Source organism: Halomicrococcus gelatinilyticus (assembly GCA_024227995.1).
GTDB lineage: Archaea > Halobacteriota > Halobacteria > Halobacteriales > Haladaptataceae > Halomicrococcus > Halomicrococcus gelatinilyticus.
The window spans coordinates 1,172,220-1,190,861 of record CP100465.1 but is presented as its reverse complement, the minus strand read 5'-3'; the positions used below and the strand labels follow the sequence as shown (position 1 = coordinate 1,190,861).

General features: G+C 67.6%; 23 protein-coding genes and 1 tRNA gene. 15 read left to right on the top strand and 9 right to left on the bottom strand.

The genetic code is table 11. The features are described 5' to 3' along the window. The first annotated feature begins 231 nt into the window (after positions 1–231). Both NKT36_RS06395 and NKT36_RS06390 read left to right on the top strand, forming a co-directional pair. Positions 232–660 (top strand): 30S ribosomal protein S12, encoded by a 429-nt coding sequence (locus tag NKT36_RS06395; RefSeq protein ID WP_134669528.1) that lies wholly within the window; start codon positions 232–234, stop codon positions 658–660. Between the two features lie 2 nt (positions 661–662). Beyond that, the gene (locus NKT36_RS06390; protein WP_327053125.1) at positions 663–1,277 is read left to right on the top strand and encodes a 30S ribosomal protein S7; all 615 of its coding nucleotides are present in this window, start codon (positions 663–665) and stop codon (positions 1,275–1,277) included. A 90-nt stretch (positions 1,278–1,367) separates the two neighbouring features. On the opposite strand, the gene NKT36_RS06385 is transcribed toward NKT36_RS06390, so the two are convergent. Next, positions 1,368–1,697, bottom strand: a complete 330-nt coding sequence (locus NKT36_RS06385) for a cupin domain-containing protein (protein WP_327053124.1) — start codon at positions 1,695–1,697, stop codon at positions 1,368–1,370. A 175-nt stretch (positions 1,698–1,872) separates the two neighbouring features. After that, complete coding sequence (locus NKT36_RS06380; protein ID WP_327053123.1) at positions 1,873–2,622, bottom strand: DUF5781 family protein; 750 nt, start codon at positions 2,620–2,622, stop codon at positions 1,873–1,875. Positions 2,623–2,763: 141 nt separating this feature from the next. On the opposite strand from NKT36_RS06380, the gene NKT36_RS06375 reads away from it, so the two are divergent. Further along, on the top strand, positions 2,764–4,947 hold the full coding sequence (locus NKT36_RS06375; protein ID WP_327053122.1) for an elongation factor EF-2: 2,184 nt from the start codon (positions 2,764–2,766) through the stop codon (positions 4,945–4,947). Between the two features lie 267 nt (positions 4,948–5,214). On the opposite strand, the gene NKT36_RS06370 is transcribed toward NKT36_RS06375, so the two are convergent. Continuing rightward, positions 5,215–5,352 (bottom strand): DUF1272 domain-containing protein, encoded by a 138-nt coding sequence (locus tag NKT36_RS06370; protein ID WP_327053121.1) that lies wholly within the window; start codon positions 5,350–5,352, stop codon positions 5,215–5,217. Between the two features lie 215 nt (positions 5,353–5,567). Between NKT36_RS06370 and NKT36_RS06365 the strand changes: the two genes are divergently transcribed. The 6 genes from NKT36_RS06365 (at position 5,568) to NKT36_RS06340 (ending at position 9,567) form a co-directional block, all read left to right on the top strand. Next, positions 5,568–6,095: an amino acid-binding protein gene (locus NKT36_RS06365; RefSeq protein ID WP_327053120.1), complete on the top strand. Its 528-nt coding sequence runs from the start codon at positions 5,568–5,570 to the stop codon at positions 6,093–6,095. Then, a complete protein-coding gene (locus NKT36_RS06360) occupies positions 6,092–7,039 on the top strand; it encodes a homoserine dehydrogenase (RefSeq protein ID WP_327053119.1) in 948 nt (315 codons plus the stop codon). The genes NKT36_RS06365 and NKT36_RS06360 overlap by 4 nt, the downstream gene beginning before the upstream one ends. 154 nt (positions 7,040–7,193) lie before the next feature. Next, positions 7,194–8,465 (top strand): translation elongation factor EF-1 subunit alpha, encoded by a 1,272-nt coding sequence (tuf, locus tag NKT36_RS06355; RefSeq protein WP_327053118.1) that lies wholly within the window; start codon positions 7,194–7,196, stop codon positions 8,463–8,465. 3 nt (positions 8,466–8,468) lie between these two features. Then, complete coding sequence (gene rpsJ / locus NKT36_RS06350; protein WP_007979652.1) at positions 8,469–8,777, top strand: 30S ribosomal protein S10; 309 nt, start codon at positions 8,469–8,471, stop codon at positions 8,775–8,777. Positions 8,778–8,875: 98 nt separating this feature from the next. Then, entirely contained in the window at positions 8,876–9,487 is a 612-nt protein-coding gene (locus NKT36_RS06345; protein WP_327053117.1) for a rhomboid family intramembrane serine protease, read from the top strand. An 8-nt stretch (positions 9,488–9,495) separates the two neighbouring features. Then, a tRNA-Ala gene (locus NKT36_RS06340) sits at positions 9,496–9,567 on the top strand. Between the two features lie 336 nt (positions 9,568–9,903). Here NKT36_RS06340 and NKT36_RS06335 read toward each other — a convergent pair. After that, positions 9,904–10,677 carry a hypothetical protein gene (locus tag NKT36_RS06335; RefSeq protein WP_327053116.1) on the bottom strand — a complete coding sequence of 258 codons (774 nt, stop codon included), beginning with the start codon at positions 10,675–10,677 and terminating at the stop codon, positions 9,904–9,906. A 419-nt stretch (positions 10,678–11,096) separates the two neighbouring features. Here NKT36_RS06335 and NKT36_RS06330 point away from each other — a divergent pair, with 419 nt between their 5' ends. Then, positions 11,097–11,396, top strand: coding sequence for a HalOD1 output domain-containing protein (locus NKT36_RS06330; RefSeq protein WP_327053115.1), 300 nt, complete (start codon positions 11,097–11,099; stop codon positions 11,394–11,396). On the opposite strand, the gene NKT36_RS06325 is transcribed toward NKT36_RS06330, so the two are convergent. Beyond that, entirely contained in the window at positions 11,397–12,026 is a 630-nt protein-coding gene (locus NKT36_RS06325) for a uracil-DNA glycosylase (protein ID WP_327053114.1), read from the bottom strand. A gap of 77 nt (positions 12,027–12,103) precedes the next feature. Between NKT36_RS06325 and NKT36_RS06320 the strand changes: the two genes are divergently transcribed. Next, a complete protein-coding gene (locus NKT36_RS06320) occupies positions 12,104–12,604 on the top strand; it encodes a GNAT family N-acetyltransferase (RefSeq protein ID WP_327053113.1) in 501 nt (166 codons plus the stop codon). Here NKT36_RS06320 and NKT36_RS06315 read toward each other — a convergent pair. Beyond that, entirely contained in the window at positions 12,601–13,881 is a 1,281-nt protein-coding gene (locus NKT36_RS06315; RefSeq protein WP_327053112.1) for a ribonuclease R family protein, read from the bottom strand. The genes NKT36_RS06320 and NKT36_RS06315 overlap by 4 nt on opposite strands. Before the next feature lie 196 nt (positions 13,882–14,077). Beyond that, positions 14,078–14,377 (bottom strand): DUF7562 family protein, encoded by a 300-nt coding sequence (locus NKT36_RS06310; RefSeq protein WP_327053111.1) that lies wholly within the window; start codon positions 14,375–14,377, stop codon positions 14,078–14,080. A gap of 215 nt (positions 14,378–14,592) precedes the next feature. On the opposite strand from NKT36_RS06310, the gene NKT36_RS06305 reads away from it, so the two are divergent. Further along, complete coding sequence (locus tag NKT36_RS06305) at positions 14,593–15,072, top strand: RNA-binding protein (RefSeq protein ID WP_327053110.1); 480 nt, start codon at positions 14,593–14,595, stop codon at positions 15,070–15,072. A gap of 50 nt (positions 15,073–15,122) precedes the next feature. On the opposite strand, the gene NKT36_RS06300 is transcribed toward NKT36_RS06305, so the two are convergent. Next, entirely contained in the window at positions 15,123–15,872 is a 750-nt protein-coding gene (locus NKT36_RS06300; protein WP_327053109.1) for a DUF1028 domain-containing protein, read from the bottom strand. 283 nt (positions 15,873–16,155) lie between these two features. On the opposite strand from NKT36_RS06300, the gene NKT36_RS06295 reads away from it, so the two are divergent. Genes NKT36_RS06295 through NKT36_RS06285 form a run of 3 tightly spaced genes read left to right on the top strand, consistent with a single transcriptional unit; the run spans position 16,156 to position 18,084 of the window. Continuing rightward, complete coding sequence (locus NKT36_RS06295; RefSeq protein WP_327053108.1) at positions 16,156–16,800, top strand: FAD-binding oxidoreductase; 645 nt, start codon at positions 16,156–16,158, stop codon at positions 16,798–16,800. A 46-nt stretch (positions 16,801–16,846) separates the two neighbouring features. Beyond that, the gene (locus NKT36_RS06290; protein ID WP_327053107.1) at positions 16,847–17,647 is read left to right on the top strand and encodes a DUF7093 family protein; all 801 of its coding nucleotides are present in this window, start codon (positions 16,847–16,849) and stop codon (positions 17,645–17,647) included. Positions 17,648–17,691: 44 nt separating this feature from the next. Then, positions 17,692–18,084, top strand: a complete 393-nt coding sequence (locus NKT36_RS06285) for a DUF5611 family protein (RefSeq protein WP_327053106.1) — start codon at positions 17,692–17,694, stop codon at positions 18,082–18,084. Here NKT36_RS06285 and NKT36_RS06280 read toward each other — a convergent pair whose 3' ends face one another. Then, complete coding sequence (locus NKT36_RS06280) at positions 18,085–18,441, bottom strand: cell division protein SepF (protein WP_327053105.1); 357 nt, start codon at positions 18,439–18,441, stop codon at positions 18,085–18,087. Between the last annotated feature and the right edge of the window lie 201 nt (positions 18,442–18,642).

Genomic DNA, 18,642 nt, shown 5'->3' with positions numbered 1-18,642 from the left:
CGTCACACGACCCGCGCGAGTCGGTCGGCGTGGGTCGACCGCGCAGCCTCGGCGTCCTGAACCGAGACGGATTCTCCGGCCCGTTTCGGAGTTCGGCCGGCCAGAGAACTAGTTTCGAGAGCCGCGAGACGGCCTCAGATTCCTCCTCGCACCCCGCTACGCGAAGCTGCGGCCGTAACGACGACTTCGAAAGGGGACGCTTAAGTGGCTCCGTCGGATAGGTCACGTCATATGGCGAACGGCAAGTACGCAGCTCGCAAGCTGAAGAAGGACCGCCAGAACCACCGGTGGTCCGACTCCGATTACGCCCGACGCGAGCGCGGTCTCGGGGAGAAGTCAGACCCCCTCGAAGGCGCGCCGCAGGGCCGTGGAATCGTGCTCGAGAAGGTCGGCATCGAGGCCAAACAGCCCAACTCGGCCATCCGGAAGTGCGTCCGGGTTCAGCTGATCAAGAACGGCAAACAGGTCACCGCCTTCTGCCCCGGCGACGGCGCCATCTCGTTCATCGACGAACACGACGAGGTCACCATCGCCGGCATCGGCGGCGCGAAGGGTCGCGCGATGGGCGACCTCTCCGGCGTTAACTACAAGGTCGAGAAGGTCAACGGCGTGAGCCTCGAAGAACTGGTTCGCGGGAACGCGGAGAAGCCGGTCCGATAACCATGAGTGCCGACGAACAACCCGAACCCGACAAGCACGTCGGAACCGAGGGCGAGGGCGCGGCGGCGGAACTGTTCGGCAAGTGGGACGTCACCAACGTCGAGTACGACGACCCCAGCACCGAGCGCTACATCTCGGTCACGCCCGTCGCGCACACGATGGGCCGCCACGCAAGCAAGCAGTTCCAGAAGAGCGAGGTCAGCATCGTCGAGCGCCTCGTCAACCGCCTGATGCAGACCGAGGAGAACACGGGCAAGAAGCAGCAGACGATGAAGATCACGCGCGAGGCGTTCGACATCGTCCACGAGCGCACCGAGGAGAACCCGGTGCAGGTGCTCGTCACGGCCGTCGAGAACGCCGCCCCGCGCGAGGAGACGGTGCGCCTGAAGTACGGTGGCATCTCCGTCCCGAAGGCCGTCGACGTCGCGCCCCAGCGCCGCGTCGACCAGTCCCTGAAGTTCATCGCCGAGGGCGTCTACAACGCCTCCTTCAAGAGCGCGACCGACGCCGAGGAGGCGCTCGCCGAGCAGCTCATCGGCGCGGCCGACTACGACGTCCAGACGTACGCCATCAACCAGAAGGAAGAGAAGGAACGCGTCGCCGCCGCGGCACGCTGATATCGGTTCCCCCTTCTTTCGTTCTCGACCACTCGTCAGCGACGGGTATCGACGCGCGACGCCCGTGTCCGACCCGGACGTCCGCCGTCTTCACTCCTCGCCCGAGGCGCCGACAAGCACGAACCGGCTCTCGACGTCGTCGTTCCGTATCTGGCGGGTCGTGCCGGGCGGAATCCGGAGTGCCTCGCCCGCGGACAGGTCGACGTCCTCGCCCTCGACCGTCACCGTCGCAGAGCCGTCGAGCAGGACGTACACCTCCTCCTGGGCGTCCTCGGCGTGGTCGTGCTCCTTGCTGGTCCAGCCCGGGTCGGCGTCGACGAGCGTCACGCCCAGTTTCTCGCAGTCGAGCGGCCCCCCGAGAAAGCGCATTCCCTCGGCGACGGGTTCGACGTCGCTCGAATCGACCTTGGTGTAGGACATCGTCGGCGATACGGCGCGGTCCGTATAATAAGTGCTGGGCGAACCCGGTCGGCGACGAGCGACGGTTCGCCTGCCGGCGCTACGTCGTGAGCCGAACTTCGTCGTCGGGTTCGACCCGCGTGGCCGGACCCGGGTGGACCGCCGCGGCCAGACCTGGACGGTCCGGCCCCGCCCGCTAGTCGGCCGCCCGTCCGCCGCCGCCCAGGACGTACTCCTGGGTCGCGTCGACCAGGTGCTTCCGGTACTCGCTCTCGCCCGGGTCGTCGCCGAGCGACCGGAAGCGGTACTTGAACGCCTGCACGTCGACGTCCGGCGCGTCGTCGGCCGCGGCGTGGGCGAGGTCGTAGAGGCGGTGGTCGCGCGAGACGAGGTCGTGGCGCTCGACCAGCGCGAGCGCGAACGCGGCGTTGACCGCCGTTATCTCGGGGTCGGCGGTGGCGGTCGTCCGGGTGCCGCGCAGGTCGGCGGGGCGGTCGGCGACGGCCGACGCGAGTTCGGATTCGAGGAACGCGACGAGCTTGTCGCTCGGTCCGACGCGGAGGGTGATGTCGTCGGCGTAGATGTCCTTCATGTGGTTGGCGATCTGGTAGCAGTGCGTGAGCTTGCGCCGCTCGACCGACCGGCCGGCGAGCGCGAGAAAGAGCGCCTCCTCGGTCGACTGGGTGTGGGAGGGGTGGGCCTGCTCGTGGCGCGCCATGTGCGCGTACTCGTGGAGGGCGAGTTCGCGCGCCATCGCGCTCGTGGCGGCCTTCTCGGAGATGTTGAGGACGTGGATGCCGTCCGGGTGGGCGGTCCACGTGCGCTCGTCGGGGTCCTGGCGGACGCGGACGTGCACGGGCCGGTCGAGGTCCCACTCGGTCTCGAAGAGGTCGCCCGCGCTGAGGAACGGCGTCGTCGGTGCGGGGCCCTGTACTCGTATGTCCATGCGTGTCGTGTGAAGGTCTGAGCAGGCATTACTCTTGTGACGCTTGTGACCGTATATCAGGGAGTCTGGCCGTTTCACGCCGATTTCGGCTGTGGCGAAACACTATGCTTTTCAACCTCGTGCGGGTAGGAGTACCCATATATGGGCAGACGAAAGAAGATCGTCGAACAGTGTGAGCGGCTGATGGACAAGCCGGAGCAGATCCGCAACATCGCCATCGCTGCACACATCGACCACGGAAAGACGACGCTCACCGACAACCTGCTGGCGGGTGCCGGCATGATCTCCTCGGAGACCGCGGGCGAACAGCGCGCGATGGACACCGAGGAGGACGAGCAGGAACGCGGCATCACCATCGACGCGGCGAACGTCTCGATGACCCACGAGTACGAGGACACCGACTACCTCATCAACCTCATCGACACGCCGGGCCACGTCGACTTCGGTGGCGACGTGACGCGCGCGATGCGCGCCGTCGACGGCGCGCTCGTGGTCGTCGACGCCGTCGAGGGGTCGATGCCCCAGACGGAGACGGTGCTGCGCCAGGCGCTCCGCGAGGGCGTCAAGCCGACCCTGTTCATCAACAAGGTCGACCGCCTCATCAATGAGCTCCAGGAGGGTCCCGAGGAGATGCAGGAGCGGCTCATGGACGTCATCCGCGACGTCAACGAGCTCATCCGGGGCATGAACGAGGAGAAGTACGAGGAAGGCTGGAAGGTCTCCGTCGAGGACGGGACCGTCGCCTTCGGCTCCGCGCTGTACAACTGGGCCGTCAGCATGCCGTCGATGCAGCGGACGGGCATCGACTTCGGTGACATCATCGAGATGAACCGCAACGACAACGTCGACGAACTCAAGGAGCGGTCGCCGCTCTCGAACGTCGTGCTCGACATGGTCGCCGAGCACTTCCCGAACCCCGTCGACGCCCAGCCCGAGCGCATCCCGAACGTCTGGCGTGGCGACGCCGACAGCCAGATCGCCGAGGACATGCAGATGGTGAACAAGGACGGCGAGGTCGTCTTCATGGTCACCGACATCGGCATGGACCCGCACGCCGGCGAGATCGCGACGGGTCGCGTCTTCTCCGGCACGCTGGAGAAGGGCCAGGAGCTGTACGTCTCCGGTACCGCCGGGAAGAACCGGCTCCAGTCCGTCGGTATCTTCATGGGTGGGGAACGCGAGGAGGTCGAGTCCGTCCCCGCAGGGAACATCGCCTCCGTCACGGGGCTGAAGGACTCCATCGCCGGGTCGACCGTCTCCTCCGTCGAGATGACGCCGTTCGAGTCCATCGAGCACATCTCGGAGCCGGTCATCACGAAGTCCGTCGAGGCGAAGAACATGGACGACCTGCCGAAGCTCATCGAGACGCTGCGCCAGGTCTCCAAGGAGGACCCGACCATCCAGATCGAGATCAACGAGGACACGGGCGAGCACCTCATCTCCGGCCAGGGTGAACTCCACCTGGAGGTCATCAGCCAGCGCATCGAGCGCAACCAGGGCATCCCGGTGAACACGGGCGAACCCATCGTCGTGTTCCGCGAGGCCATCCAGCAGGCCACGGACACGGTCGAGGGCATCTCCCCGAACCGCCACAACCGGTTCTACCTGACCGCAGAACCGCTCGAGGAGGACATCGTCGAGAAGATCCAGCTGGGCGACGTGTCGATGGACATGCCAGAGCAGGACCGCCGCGAGGAACTGCAGGAGGCCGGCATGGACAAGGACACGAGCCAGAACGTCGAGGAGATCCACGGCACGAACATCCTCATCGACGACACGAAGGGTATCCAGCACCTCAACGAGACGATGGAGCTCGTCATCGAGGGGCTCGAAGAGGCGCTCGACGAGGGTCCGCTCGCCGGCGAACCCGTCCAGGGAACGCTCATCCGTCTCGAGGACGCCCGGCTCCACGAGGACACCATCCACCGCGGTCCGGCCCAGGTCATCCCGGCCGTCCGCCACGCCGTCCACAGCGCGCTGGTCCAGGGTGAGATCCGCCTGCTCGAACCCATCCAGGACGTCCGCATCGACGTGCCGAACGAGCACATGGGCGCCGCCTCCGGCGAGATCCAGGGTCGCCGTGGCCGCGTCGACGACATGTACCAGGAAGGCGACCTGATGGTCGTCGAGGGCATCGCGCCCGTCGAGGAGATGATCGGCTTCGCGTCCGACATCCGCTCCGCGACCGAGGGCCGCGCCTCCTGGAACACGGAGAACGCCGGCTTCCGCGTCATGGCCGACAATCTCCAGCGCGAACAGATCATGGACATCCGCGAGCGCAAGGGCATGAAGCTCGAACTGCCCGAGGCCGTCGACTACCTCTAGGTTCGACCCGTCCTTCTTCCGCTTTTTCGCGCCCGGTGAGTTCTGCGTCCGGCACCGCTCCCGAGTGCCGTCTCCGGCGTTCCGCACCGCTACCGGCTCACGGCGTCGGCGTCACCGCCTGCCCGGCCGCCGCGGTACGGTCCGACCGTCGCCGGTCGAGTCCGACGGTCGTCCGTCAGCGTTCGAAGGCCGTCAGCGTCCGTGGTCAGCGCACGTGGTTCCCGACGGGGTCACGTCGACGGCGGACCTGCCGCCGGGTCGCCGACGTCACCGTTCCCCGCGCATGACGATCTCCGCGCCGCAGGACGGACAGACCCGCTTGCTGCTGTCGAACATCGTCTGGCAGAACGCACAGACGTGCTGGTCGGTTCGAACGCCGGTGTCGCTGTGGTCGTCGACGGTCATCGAGAGCACCTGCCATCACGTGCTCGTTCCAGCGCTATTACTACGTGCCGACTAACGCCGTCCGAACGCCGGACCTACCCCGGTTGCAGTCCGTTGCTAACCGTTAGGAGTGCCGTTCTCGCCCGGCCAGCGTGGCTGTACCGACCGGTCGCGCCCCCGGACAATGTTGCGACCGAGTGAACGTTTATGCGTTCCCGGCCCGGAATCCCCTCATCATGACCGACCACGGTGACGGATCCGTGCAGGCGTACACCGTCCGTCTCGAACTGGCGGACGAACCCGGCGAACTGCTGCGCGCCCTCGAACCCATCGCGGAACACGGCGGGAACCTGCTGAGCGTGTTCCACGAACGCGGGTCGCTCACACCGCGCGGCCACATCCCCATCGAGGTCGACATGGAGTGTCCGCCCGACCGCTTCGACGCTATCGTGGCGGCGCTGCGCGAGGCGAGCGTGAACGTCGTCCGGGCGGGGGCGGAACGCTACGACGAGGAGGTCACCGTGCTGTTGACGGGACCGGTCGTCGAGGCCGACGTCTCCGCGACCGTCTCGCGCATCGAGTCCGAGACCGGCGCCTCGGTCGTCGACCTGTCGATGTCCGCGCCGGCCGGCGAGACCGCCAGCGCCCGCCTGCGCCTCGCGACGTCGTCCGACCGCGTCGGCGACGTGATCGCGTCCGTCCGTGCGGTCGCGGCCGAGAAGGAACTGCGCGCCATCGAGCCGCTCACGGAGGGGATGGCGTGAGGCTCGCCGTCCTGGGGGCCGGCGCTGTCGGGCGCTCGGTCGCCGAACTCGCACACGAGTACGGCCACGAGGTGACCGCGCTGGCCGACTCCACCGGCGCGGTCGTCGACCCCGCGGGCGTCGACGTCGAGCGCGCGTTCGCCCGCAAGGACGAGGCGGGCAGCGTCGGTTCGGCGTCCGTCGAGGACGCCCTCGCGGCCGAGTACGACGCGCTGGTCGAGGCGACGCCGACGACGCTGGGCGACGCCCAGCCCGGGTTCGGCCACGTCCGGGCCGCCCTGGAGGCCGACCGGCACGTCGTGCTGGCGAACAAGGGACCCGTGGCCCAGCGGTACGACGACCTGCGCGCGCTCGAACGCGAGAGCGAGGGCCAGGTCCGGTTCGAGGCGACCGTAGGCGGGGCCATCCCCGTCCTCTCGACCATCGAGGGCCGCGGTGCGGAGAACGTCACGGCGGTCCGGGGCGTGCTGAACGGCACCGCGAACTTCGTCCTCTCGCGGATGGCAGCGGAGGGGCTGAGCTACGAGCACGTGCTCGCGGAGGCCCAGGACCTCGGGGTGGCCGAGGCCGACCCCACGTTCGACGTGGACGGGACCGACGCTGCGCTGAAGTGCGTCATCCTCGCCAACGTGCTCAAGGGCGGCGGCCACACGCTCGACGACGCGACGGTGGCCGGCATCCGCGACCTGCCGACGAGCGCGCTCGCGCTCGCCGCCGAGGACGGCCGCACCATCCGACTCGTCGGGGAGGTCGACGGCGGCGTCCGGGTCGGGCCGCGCCTCGTTCCGGAACACGGGACGCTCGCCGTGTCGGGGACGCGCAACATCGTGCAGTTCGAGACCCGCCGCGGCGGGCGACTGAACCTGAGCGGCCGGGGCGCGGGCGGTCCGGAGACCGCGTCGGCCGTGCTCGCCGACGTCAACGCGCTCGACCCGCAGCGGTAAGCGGTCCGTTCGACGATTCAGGCTCGCCCCAATCCGTGCCACTCGTTGCCACTAACCGCCAGACGGCGCGGAGATGGCCTGCATAGCGTATCGAAATGGTTTTAACCGCTTCTGCCAAATCATTCCGACAGAGCGCGTCTGCGCGTGAGATACAATGAGCGAAGATAAACCCCACCAGAACCTGGCCGTCATCGGCCACGTCGACCACGGTAAGAGCACGCTGGTCGGGCGTCTCCTCTACGAAACGGGGAACGTACCCGAGCACGTCATCGAACAGCACAAGGAAGAGGCCGAAGAGAAGGGCAAGGGCGGCTTCGAGTTCGCCTACGTGATGGACAACCTCGCCGAGGAGCGCGAGCGTGGTGTCACCATCGACATCGCCCACCAGGAGTTCGACACCGACGAGTACTACTTCACCATCGTCGACTGTCCGGGCCACCGCGACTTCGTGAAGAACATGATCACGGGCGCGTCCCAGGCCGACAACGCCGTCCTCGTCGTCGCCGCTGACGACGGTGTCGCGCCCCAGACCCAGGAGCACGTCTTCCTGGCTCGCACCCTCGGTATCGACGAGCTCATCGTCGGTATCAACAAGATGGACGTCGTCGACTACCAGCAGAGCACGTACGACGAGGTCGTCAACGAGGTCGAGGAACTGCTCAAGCAGGTCCAGTTCAACACGGACGACGCCTCGTTCATCCCGATCTCCGCCTTCGAGGGCGACAACATCGCCGAGGAGTCGGACGAGACGGACTGGTACGACGGCGAGACCCTCCTCGAGGCTCTCAACGGTCTGCCGGTTCCGGAACCGCCGACGTCGGCCGACCTCCGTCTGCCCATCCAGGACGTCTACACGATCTCCGGCATCGGGACCGTCCCGGTCGGCCGCGTCGAGACGGGTACCCTGAACACGGGCGACAACGTCAGCTTCCAGCCCAGCGACGTCGGTGGCGAGGTCAAGACCATCGAGATGCACCACGAAGAGGTGCCGAAGGCAGAACCCGGTGACAACGTCGGGTTCAACGTCCGCGGCATCGGCAAGGACGACATCCGCCGCGGCGACGTCTGTGGCCCCGCCGACGACCCGCCGTCGGTCGCCGAGACGTTCCAGGCCCAGATCGTCGTGATGCAGCACCCGAGCGTCATCACGTCCGGCTACACGCCGGTCTTCCACGCTCACACGGCTCAGGTTGCCTGTACGATCGAATCCATCGACAAGAAGATGGACCCGTCCAGCGGTGAGGTCGCGGAGGAGAACCCCGACTTCATCCAGAGCGGCGACGCCGCGGTCGTCACCATCCGACCCCAGAAGCCGCTCAGCATCGAGCCGTCGAGCGAGATCCCCGAACTCGGCAGCTTCGCCATCCGCGACATGGGTCAGACCATCGCGGCTGGCAAGGTCCTCAGCGTCGACGAAGGCAACTAAACGATGCAGCAGGCACGAGTCCGTCTCGCAGGTGCCAACCCCTCGGACCTCGACGACATCTGCGACGACGTCCGCGAGATCGCCGAGAAAACCGGCGTCTCCCTGAGCGGGCCCATCCCGCTTCCGACGAAAACGCTGGAGATTCCCACCCGCAAGTCCCCCGACGGCGAAGGGACCGCGACGTGGGAACACTGGGAGATGCGCGTCCACAAGCGCCTCATCGACCTCGACGCCGACGAACGGGCGCTCCGGCAGCTGATGCGCATCCAGGTCCCGAACGACGTGAGCATCGAGATCGTCCTCGAGGACTGATCCACCCTATCTTCCTGTTTTCTTTTCCCACCTAGCTGCGGCACCGTCCCGGGACTCGCTCCACGACGTTTTTTGTCGACCCGGCACCTGTAGTGGGTATGCGAACGTCCGGTAGTCCGACGGTCCAGACGCTGACCGTCTTCGCCGTCGTCTTCTCCCTCCAGTCCCTCGTCGGTCTCGTCGCGCCGACGGTAGCGATCGGACTCTTCGCCCTCGCCCCGCCGCTCACGACGCACCCGTGGACGCTCCCGCTGAGCGTCTACGCCCACGCGTCCGTTCCCCACCTGCTGTCGAACTCCGTCGCCCTGCTGTTCGTGGGCATGCTCGTCGAACGCGTGACCACGACCCTACGCTTCCACGCCTTCTTCGCGTCCGTCGGGATGGCGGCCGGCGTGTCGCAGGTGCTGCTCGGCGACCTCTTCGGCCCGCCCACCGCCGTCCTCGGCGCAAGCGGCGCGGTGTTCGGCCTCTTCGGCTACCTGCTCGCCGGGAACCTCGTCACCGACGCCGTGCTCGGCCGCGTCGAACTCTCTCCCGGGGTGCAGGTCGCGCTCGTCGCCGCGTTCGCGCTCGCCGTGACCGCCACGACGGCCGCCCCTGGCGTCGCCCTCATCGCCCACTTCACCGGCCTCGCGCTCGGACTGGTCGCGGGACGTCTTCACATCCTGCGCGTCGAAACACAAGGTACTAATAATCGCCGGCCGGTATGATGATGCGAGGGCTCGTAGATCAGCGGCAGATCGCTTCCTTCGCAAGGAAGAGGCCCCGGGTTCAAATCCCGGCGAGTCCACTCACTCCTTCCGTCGCTTCGCTCCGTCAGTCGTTCGTGGACTCGCCGACCCTCGCAAACGCGAAGCGTTTGCTCGGTCCCGGCGAGTCCACTATTCTGTCTCGGCGAGTCCACTATTCTCTCTCGATGGGACTACCTCTCTCCTCGGCGAGTTCACGGTTCTCTCTGGGTGAGTCCATTCGCGTCCGCTTGCTTGCTCGGTCCCGTCCCTTCAGAAAAGCTCCTCGTCACGCCATCCGTCGAATCGGTCCTCGAACCAGGCCGTTCCCGTCTCGCTGGACGACGTCGCCGTCCGGAACGAAGCGCGTGGTTTCGGCTCGTCGTGGTGGCAGCCGCTCACTGTCCGACCGAGCGGAGACAGTCCGGAATGTACCGGCTCTCGATCTCGACGTCGACCCCGCGTCGCTTCGCGAGCAGGTACAGCGCCGTGGCCCGTTTGGAGACGCGGTCGGAGAGCGACTCCGGGTCGTCGTTCCTGTCCTCGTCGTAGTCGTCGAGGTAGGCCTCTAGTCCGTCGCGCACCGTCGCTTCGTCGCCGCTGACGATTCCATCGAGTATCGTCGCCAGGTTGCCGAAGTACGGCTGGTGGTCCGGCTTCACGTCGGCGAGACTGTCGCCGAACGCGTCCACGCGCTCCCGCTGGTCGTCGGCGTCCGCCGCCACACGTGCCAGCGCCGTCGTGAAGTGGTACTTGTGGACCATCCTGGGGAACTGGCGTCTGTACGCGTCCAGGTCGTCGACCTTCGCGGCCGCCTCCTCGACCGACGCGTCGTTCCGCGAGAGGAGCGCGGCGTACGTCAGCCGTTCGAGGATCGATCGCTGCGTCTGCCAGGTCGCCTGGTCGTTCTCCTCCGCTTCGTACGTCCGCTTGTGCTCGTACTTCAGCGCGTACCGCCGCGTCGCCTCTTCGAGGTGCTCCGTAGCGGCCGCGACGTCCCCAAGCAGAAGCCGGTACAGGCCGATCTTTTCTTCGTCCCGTCCGATGGAGTTGTGGACGCGGGAGACGCTCTCCTGGCTGAGGTCCTGATTCTCCAGTTTCCACTTCGACCGGGTCATCGACCGCTCGAACCGTTCGATCCGCTCCTCCGCCAGCTCCTCCGAGACCGTCATTCATTTGACTTCACTCGGGTAACATATTTAACATTGGGGCCGCCGACTCGTCGTTCACTGGCGATTCCCGGCCGACCACGTCCGGGTTCGGGCTGCGCCGTGCCATGCCCGACGCGCTCCGCCTGTTCGCCAGTCGCTTGACGCCGCACGCCCGCCGCGAAGGCTACGCAGGCCGGTAACGCGGGAGTCCCCGATATCAAACCGGCGGGGTGTATCGGTTGTTAGCGCCGGGTCGGGGCGCTCTGGCTTCGGTTCCCGACGAATGGGTCACTCTCTTCGTCGCCGGTCACGCAATCATACCGCTCGACGCCCGGAATATGCCTCGACGCGCCCTGAGACGACGGCGAACGACGCGCTCGTAACCGACGCTTTCCGCCGACATGCTTATTCGCTCTACCTTCCTCTGTTGCGGTTGTGAAATGGCCCATACGGTCTACAGCCGAGACGACGGCGAGCGGTTGAGCACGGCCGTCGTCAACGCCATCGCGGCGCACGAAGACACCGACCCCAACGACGTCCGTCCACAGCTGTACGACGTGGTCGACCCCGACGCGCTGGACGCGCTGTTCGGTCCACGCGTCGACGGGAAACCACGGAAGGGCGGGAAGATAGTCTTCGCCTATCACGGCCACCAGGTGAGCGCGCACAGCGATGGCGACGTGTACGTCGGCGATGCCGACGAGACGGGCGACTCCGACGCCGGTTCGGCAGACGAGTAGTCAGACGTGCGCGTCGAGCCGCACCGCGACTGCGGCGACGTACTCCTCGCGGTCGTAGCCGAGCCGCGCCTGCCAGACGTTCTCGTACGACGGATGAAGTAGCGGCAGCGCGGTCACGCCCAGTCGCTTGCAGTCGACGGGGTCGAGAACGCGGTCGAGGAACCTGTCCATCGGTATCGACTCGAACTCGAGCAGCGCCGCCGTCGCGTGCTTGCCAGTCGTCGCCACCACGCCCGGGTCGACCTGCGCGATCTCCGTCCGCAGGTGGTCGAAGCAGTTCGCTCGCTCCTCGGGTCGGGGCTCGCGGTTGCTCCCGTCATCGCCCTCCGGGAAGCACTTCACCGCGTTCGTGAAGTAGCAGTCGTCCGGTCCGTAGCCGGCCGCCGCGAACAGGTTCCGGACGCGCCGGCCGGAGTGACGCGAGGTGTAGGCCATCCCCGTCCAGTTGCCGCCCCGCCAGCGGTCGGCGTCGGCGTTCCCGTATGCGGGCGCTTCCCCGACCACCACCACGTCAGCGTCGAGCGGGCCGTTCCCCCACGCGATGCGCTCGCGGCACTCGACGAGGTCGGGACAGCGCGAGCAGTCGGGTTCGAGGACGTTGCGGGAGTCCGGGTCGGGGAACGCGGGCACGGTCGGCGTTGGCGACGCTCGGTACTCAACCCTGCGCTCGCGGAAAGGATTTGTCGCTCGATGTGTACGTCTCGCGCATGGACGACTCGACCGTCCGCGAGGCGACGGCCGACGACGTCGCGGCCATCCGACGGGTCGCGCGCGAGTCGTGGCACGCCGCTCACGACGACGTCGTCGGTCCGGACGCCGTCGAGCGCGCGATAGACGAGTGGTACGACGTGGACAGTCTCGCGGAGTCGGTACGGCGAGACGACGGCCTGTTCCTGGTGGCGGCCGTCGGGGTCGGCGTCGTCGGCTTCGCGCAGGCCGTCCTCGGCGACGAGGGCGAGCCAGCGTGGCTCGCGCGCATCTACGTCGACCCGGAGCAGTGGGGAGAGGGCGTCGGCACCGCCCTGCTCGACCGGATCGAAGGCTGGCTTCGCGACGAGGAGGCTGACCGCCTCCGGTTGGCGGTCATGGCCGGCAACGACGTCGGCAACGCCTTCTACGAGAAGCGCGGGTACGCGGTGGTCGAGGAGCGCGAACAGGAACTGTTCGGCGCGACCGTCGACGATTACCTTCGCGAGAAGGAGCTCTAGTCCTCTTCGACGACCTCGATGCCGCGGTTGTTGACGGCGGCCGCGTCGAGGCCGACCTCCTCGAGGAACTGCTTGTACTCGCGCTCGCAGGCCTCGGCGTCGGCCTGCTTGTCGCTCGCGTGCTCGCAGAGCGCGGGGAGGTCCTCGGGCACGTCGTTCGTGTAGACGATCCAGTGGTTGACGAGGTCCGAGAGCCGCCGGATGGGACTGGTGAAGTGGCCGTAGATCTCGAAGTTCAGCGCGTGGTGGCCGCCGAACGGGTCGCTCATGTACTTCGCGCGCGGCATCACTTTCATCACGGCCCACTGGATCTTGTCGAGCTGGCGGCCGGGGGCGTCCTCCAGCGTCGCGTTGACGGCCTTCCGCGGGTCGTCCCACGCCTCGCCGGGGATGGAGACGCCGTCGAGGTCCTGGATCTCCTGGAGTGCCTCGCTCCACTCGTCCGGCGTGGGCTGGGGGTGGACGCGGTACATCGCCTCGACGCCGCGGTCCCACATCAGCTCGTGCGTGACCGCCTTGTTCGCCTTCAGCATCGACTCCTCGATGATGGTGTGGGCGCGGTCCCGGCGCGGGTTGAGGACGAGGCTGCCGTCCTCCTTGCGCTGCTCGTGCATCTGGTCGGCGAGTTCGAACGCCAGCGCGTTCTCCTCGTGCAGTGGCGCGTCCTCGTCGTCGATGCGGTTCTCCGCCTGCGTGTAGGTGAGTCGCTCGTCGCTGCGGATGACGGACTTGTAGATGTCTATCTCCTCGTAGCCCAGCGTCTCCTTGTCGAGGTGCATCTCGACGGTGTGGGCGAGCCGGTCCTCCTCCGGGACGAGCGAACAGACCGTCTCCGCCAGCATCGGCGGGAGCATGTGCATGGTGTAGGCGGGCAGGTACACCGTGTTGGCGCGCTCGACCGCCTCCTCCCACATGTTCGTGTCCGGCGTGACGTAGTGGGTCACGTCGGCGATGTGGACCCAGAGAACGTACTCGTCTTCGCGCTCCTCGACGGAGAGTGCGTCGTCGAAGTCCTGGGCGTCCACCGGGTCGGTCGTCCAGGTCGTCATGTCGCGCAGGTCGCGGCGCTCGTCGACCTCCTCCTGGATTTCGGCCTGGATGTCCTCGGTCCGCTTCTCCGCCTCGGTCATCACGGCGCTGGGGAACTCGTCGCGGATGTCGAACTTCTCGAAGAGCTCCTCGCGGTGGTCCTCGAGCTTCCGCGCGAGTTCCGGCGAGATCTCGACGGGACCCTGGCCCTCGGCCGTTCCGGCCTCGGCCTGTGCGTCGCTGGTCATGACCGACCCTAGGAGGGTCGGCCAGTTAGTCGTATCGACTGGTCGGTCCGTCCTCCCCGTCACGTCGTCCGCCTCGTGCGGATTCGTCGCCCCCTCGACCCCTCTCCGTCGCCTTCCACGTCTCTCCACGCCCCGTTCGTCCGCCCGAACGTTCGCCGGTCGGTCTTCGACCGCCGCGTTCCGCCGCCGCGACGCCCTACCGCTCCTCTTCGAGCGGCCCGTAGCGTTCGTTCACGGTCGTCTCGTACCGTGCGAAGAACTCCTGCTGGTCGATGCTACCGGCGTCGATGTCGACGAGGATGTCCTCCAGTTCCGCCCGTGGCTGGTGACAGAGACCGCGGTGACAGTCCTTGCAGAGGTGCTCGAAGGTCTTGTCCTTGCGGTCCCAGCGGTTGCCCTCCTTGTCGTACTCTCGTGCAGCGTCGCGGCGAACGGCGGTGCCACAGGCGATGCAAACGACCGACTGCTTGTCCCCGCCCTTCCGGGAACCCCACATACCACTCCATTCGACCCCTGCCTACTTCGCCCTTTTGCCGGAATCGGGTCGCCGGTTTCCGGCGACTGGCCCCGTCCAGGCGTGCGGGGACGTCGGTCCGGCACCTGGGCGACGGTCATCGGACAGCGGCCACTCGGGCCGCGTCGGCGGTGACCGACCGCCCGCGGCGTCGCGAAAGTCGGGGCTTTATGCCGAGCAGCGACGGACGATGTGGTATGCAGGTCAAGTCACGCCACCACCTCCGCAGCGACGAGGTGCGCGAGATCGAGGACGCGCTCGCGGACCGCGTGGGCGTCGACCTCGACGCCGACACGTACGAACTCGTCGAGCTGGAGGATTCGGAGTTCGACGTCGTGCTGGTCGACGGCGAGCAACACGTCCTCTACGTCGACGACGAACCGTTCCTCACCGTCGAGGGTGCGAACGCCCACCCGCCGCAGGACCGCGTCGTCACCGTCGACGCCGGCGCCATCTCGTTCGTCAGCGACGGGGCCGACGTGATGCGCCCCGGCATCGTCGAGGCCGACGACTCCATCGACCCCGGCGACCTCGTCGTCATCGCCGAGGAGACCCACGGGAAGGTGCTGGCCGTCGGCCGCGCGAAGACCGCGGGCGACGACATGGTCGGCGACAGCGGCAAGGTCGTCGAGTCGCTCCACCACGTCGGCGACGAACTGTTCGAGTTCACCGTCTGAACGACCGCCGCTTCCGTCGCTGTTCACCCCTACTCTCGTTCTCGTCGTTCCTACTCTCCGTCCTCGTCGCTCCCCGACAGGTCGTCCTCCTCGTAGGCTTCGCTGTAGCGCTCGACCGCCATCTCGTACCCCTCCCGGGCGAGTTCGTAGGTCTCCCGGAGGTCCGCGATGGGCGTCTCGGTGGCGTCGACGCGCAGGTCGTCGTAGTACGGCTCCATCTCCTCGTCCTCGGTGCGCTCGACGACCACCGCCGCGCTCTGGACGTGGAGTTCCTCGCGCTTGTCGCCGCCCTCGGCGTGGCCGGCCGCCAGCGCGTCGACGAGTCGCTCCGCGAGCGGCGCGTCCGTCTCGTCGCCGAGGCCCGTCCGGGCGTCGCTCGCGGCGTCCTCGTACGCCTGCGCCGTCTCCCTGACGACGGCTTCCCCGGTCAGCAGGTTCCCGGCGACGGTGTAGTTGTCGCCGCTCGTGTGGCCGTACCACTCCTTGCACTCCTCGCCGGAGAAGGTGAACGTCCCCTCGGCGTCGACGCCGTGCAGCTGGCGCTGGGGTGCGCCGTCGTCGGCCGAGAGCAGGGCGTCGAGCGCGTCCTCGACCGCGAGGCCGTCGTCGAGGTACTCGATGCCCTTCCGGCCGAGGTCGACGTTGACGAGGCTCTGGGTCGCCACCGCGCCGTTCTCGCTCGCGAACGGGCACAGCGTCCCCACCCCCGGCAGGCGGGTCGTTACCGCGACGCCGAACCGGAGCTGGTCCTCGCCCGATTCGTCCTCGTACTCCTCGCGCACGCAGATGCTGAACGTCATGGTCGGGCCGTGGAGTCGCGCGAGCAAAAAGGCCCGCTTTCCGGTGAATCCGCTCCCCGAAAACGGGGTGAGTGGACGTCCTGGGTTCGCGTCCCCCAGTGCGGGGGTCAGAAAGTGTCCATCGTTCCACTCGATCGGGTGGCTTCCCCCGTTTCAGTGGGCGACCAACCGACAGGGGCTTTCTGGGTGGCCGTGGAGATGCTGGTTCGCGCGCCGTGCGCTCCAGACGTTCTCCGGATCCAGAGCGGGAACTTCTTAGTCGCGTCCGCACCAACCCCCGAACATGGACGCAACCGAAGTCGAGGTGCGGGCCGTCAGGGATGTCGGCCCGGCGACGGTCGCGCTGGAACTGGCGACGCCGGCAGGGTTCGACGCCCGCCCCGGGCAGTTCGTCCAGGTGCGGGGCGAGGTGGACGGCGAGGCGGTCACCCGCCACTACACGCTCTCCTCGCCGTCGGCCGAGGAGACGTTCGAGATAACGGTCGGGGTCGACCCCGAGGGCGACCTCAGTCCGTGGCTTGCCGAGCGCGATCCCGGCGACACCGTCGGCGTCGCGGGTCCCTACGGCGACGCCTACTACGAGGACGAAGCGTCGGTCGTCGTGCTCGCCGGCGGTCCCGGCGTCGGCCCGGCGGTCGGCATCGGCGAGCGCGCCGCCGACGACGGCAGCGACGTGACGGTCGTCTACCGCGACGAGGAACCGGCCCACGAGGACCGCCTGCGCGCGCTCGAAGCAGAGGGGGCGACCGTCGTGATGACGACGGAGCCGCTGTCCGACGACGACCGCGTGCGGGAGGTGCTCTCGGCGGCCGACGGCCAGCCGTTCGTCTACGGCTTCGCCGACTTCCTCGCGGACGCCGAGGACGCCCTCGCAGCGGCCGGCCACGACCCCGACGCGGCGAAGGCAGAGAACTTCGGCCCGAGCTAGAGGAAGCAGTACCCTTTTAGTACCCGGTGAAAAAAAGTCACTGTCAATGGGTCTCAGGTGTTCGCTGCTGGGGCACGACTACGGCGAGCCCGAAATCGAGCGTGAGCGCGAGGAGCAGGGCAACGAAGTCGTCGTCACCGTCCGGGAGTTCAAGGAGTGCAGCCGCTGTGGCGACCGGAGCGTCGTCAGCGAGAACAAGGAAGTAACGGCTATCGAGGACCCGGAACCGAATCCCGAGCCCCCCGAGAGCCAGGCCGTCGAGACGGAACCGGTGAACGCCGTCGACACTGGCACGACGAGCGACGGCGAGGAGCCGTCGACCTTCGACGACGGGTTCGAACCGCCGGAGAACGCCGAGGAGGACGACGGCGTCATCCTCGACGACGACGATGACGACGAGGACGAGGGGGCGGACGACGACGAGCGCGGGCACGGCGAGTGGCCGGAGTCGGACGACACCGAGGAGCCGACCGAGCGCGGGCACGGCGAGTGGCCCGACACCGAGGGGGAAGACGAGGGGTTCGACGCACGGCCCGACGACGGCGACGGTGCGGACGTCGAGTTCGGCGGCGGCCTGACCCCAGAGGATGCGCCCGAGGTCGAGGACGACGCGGAGTTCGTCGAGGCCGAATCGCAGTCCTCGCCGTCGACGCCTGCTCCCCAGGAGGACACCGGGTTCACCCGGGCGCGCGAGGCACCGAAGCCGGACCAGGCGGCCGAGACGACCCTGGACGCGGACCTCGTCTGCCCCGAGTGCAACCACGTCGACGACGTGACCGACTCCTCCCTGCGCGCCGGCGACATCTGTCCCGAGTGTCGCAGGGGCTATCTCAGCGAGCGCACCTGAACGCGAAAAGGGTATACATCACGCTGTCCAACGTGCTGCTATCCATGAAAGAGTACAAGATGCGACGCGGTGAGCATCTCGAAGACCGTATTCCGGACTTGAAGGGGAAGATCGAGGAGTACTTCGGCACCGTCTCCGGTACCGAGGAGGTCGACGGACACGAGCTCTACGTGGTCGCGGACCCCGACAATCCGGTGTTCGACCGCATCGTGGCCGGTGCCGCCGAGTACAGCGGCAAGAAGGACAAGCTCGCGGTCCACTTCGAGGAGCGCCCCGCCGAGGACGTCATCGCCGAGGGCCACGCCGACGCCGCGGCGGACGCGGTCAACAAGAAGAACGAGTTCCTCCTCGAGGCGACCGGTCGCGACGCGAAGTCGCGCCGCGACTCGATGAAGCGAGCAGTCGAGGACGACGCGGACGCTCCCGACGACGTCTAGTCACCGACCGAGTTTCTCGCGACTGATTCCGACGCCCGTCGGCGTGACGATGAGCTGGTCGTCCCCCTTCTGGACGATGTCGCCGTCGACCTCGCGCGCGACCTGCTGGAGCTCGGCGGTGATGCGCTCGACGGTCGTGTCCTCCGTCCGGAGGCGCGTGATGTCGGCGATGACGAGGTCGCCGTCGTAGATGGCGTCCTTGATGTCGATCATGTCCTGTTGGCCCTGCACTTCCGCGATGTGGACGCTCATCTGTGCGTCGTCCGTCTCCGTCTCGAAGTCGTCGAGGTCGAGCTCGACGTAGTCGTCGACGGTCCCGGCGGGACGGTCGCCGAGAATTTTGCTCATGAATCCCATAGGAAAAAGGGACTTTCGAGCGAGTATAGTTCTTACGTCAGACGTACGGGTGCGACACCCCTCCCGGGACCGCTCGTACGCGGCCGACACCTCCAGCGTCGGGACCCGTGCGGTCGGGACCACCAGCGGCCCGACACGGCTTCGTCTGTCGGATGGGCGGCCGACGCCCTGGCGGGTTCGCGCCGCCGCCGAAGCCCACGG

Excerpts from the sequence above, each read along its gene's own strand:
- NKT36_RS06380 (WP_327053123.1), bottom strand. The coding sequence starts at position 2,622 with ATGGACATACGAGTACAGGGCCCCGCACCGACGACGCCGTTCCTCAGC.
- tuf (WP_327053118.1), top strand. The coding sequence starts at position 7,194 with ATGAGCGAAGATAAACCCCACCAGAACCTGGCCGTCATCGGCCACGTC.
- NKT36_RS06280 (WP_327053105.1), bottom strand. The coding sequence starts at position 18,441 with ATGGGATTCATGAGCAAAATTCTCGGCGACCGTCCCGCCGGGACCGTC.
- NKT36_RS06390 (WP_327053125.1), top strand. The coding sequence starts at position 663 with ATGAGTGCCGACGAACAACCCGAACCCGACAAGCACGTCGGAACCGAG.
- NKT36_RS06345 (WP_327053117.1), top strand. The coding sequence starts at position 8,876 with ATGCGAACGTCCGGTAGTCCGACGGTCCAGACGCTGACCGTCTTCGCC.
- NKT36_RS06335 (WP_327053116.1), bottom strand. The coding sequence starts at position 10,677 with ATGACGGTCTCGGAGGAGCTGGCGGAGGAGCGGATCGAACGGTTCGAG.
- NKT36_RS06385 (WP_327053124.1), bottom strand. The coding sequence starts at position 1,697 with ATGTCCTACACCAAGGTCGATTCGAGCGACGTCGAACCCGTCGCCGAG.
- NKT36_RS06365 (WP_327053120.1), top strand. The coding sequence starts at position 5,568 with ATGACCGACCACGGTGACGGATCCGTGCAGGCGTACACCGTCCGTCTC.
- NKT36_RS06330 (WP_327053115.1), top strand. The coding sequence starts at position 11,097 with ATGGCCCATACGGTCTACAGCCGAGACGACGGCGAGCGGTTGAGCACG.
- NKT36_RS06295 (WP_327053108.1), top strand. The coding sequence starts at position 16,156 with ATGGACGCAACCGAAGTCGAGGTGCGGGCCGTCAGGGATGTCGGCCCG.
- NKT36_RS06315 (WP_327053112.1), bottom strand. The coding sequence starts at position 13,881 with ATGACCAGCGACGCACAGGCCGAGGCCGGAACGGCCGAGGGCCAGGGT.
- NKT36_RS06370 (WP_327053121.1), bottom strand. The coding sequence starts at position 5,352 with ATGACCGTCGACGACCACAGCGACACCGGCGTTCGAACCGACCAGCAC.
- NKT36_RS06395 (WP_134669528.1), top strand. The coding sequence starts at position 232 with ATGGCGAACGGCAAGTACGCAGCTCGCAAGCTGAAGAAGGACCGCCAG.
- NKT36_RS06305 (WP_327053110.1), top strand. The coding sequence starts at position 14,593 with ATGCAGGTCAAGTCACGCCACCACCTCCGCAGCGACGAGGTGCGCGAG.
- NKT36_RS06290 (WP_327053107.1), top strand. The coding sequence starts at position 16,847 with ATGGGTCTCAGGTGTTCGCTGCTGGGGCACGACTACGGCGAGCCCGAA.
- NKT36_RS06285 (WP_327053106.1), top strand. The coding sequence starts at position 17,692 with ATGAAAGAGTACAAGATGCGACGCGGTGAGCATCTCGAAGACCGTATT.
- NKT36_RS06320 (WP_327053113.1), top strand. The coding sequence starts at position 12,104 with ATGGACGACTCGACCGTCCGCGAGGCGACGGCCGACGACGTCGCGGCC.
- rpsJ (WP_007979652.1), top strand. The coding sequence starts at position 8,469 with ATGCAGCAGGCACGAGTCCGTCTCGCAGGTGCCAACCCCTCGGACCTC.
- NKT36_RS06310 (WP_327053111.1), bottom strand. The coding sequence starts at position 14,377 with ATGTGGGGTTCCCGGAAGGGCGGGGACAAGCAGTCGGTCGTTTGCATC.
- NKT36_RS06300 (WP_327053109.1), bottom strand. The coding sequence starts at position 15,872 with ATGACGTTCAGCATCTGCGTGCGCGAGGAGTACGAGGACGAATCGGGC.
- NKT36_RS06375 (WP_327053122.1), top strand. The coding sequence starts at position 2,764 with ATGGGCAGACGAAAGAAGATCGTCGAACAGTGTGAGCGGCTGATGGAC.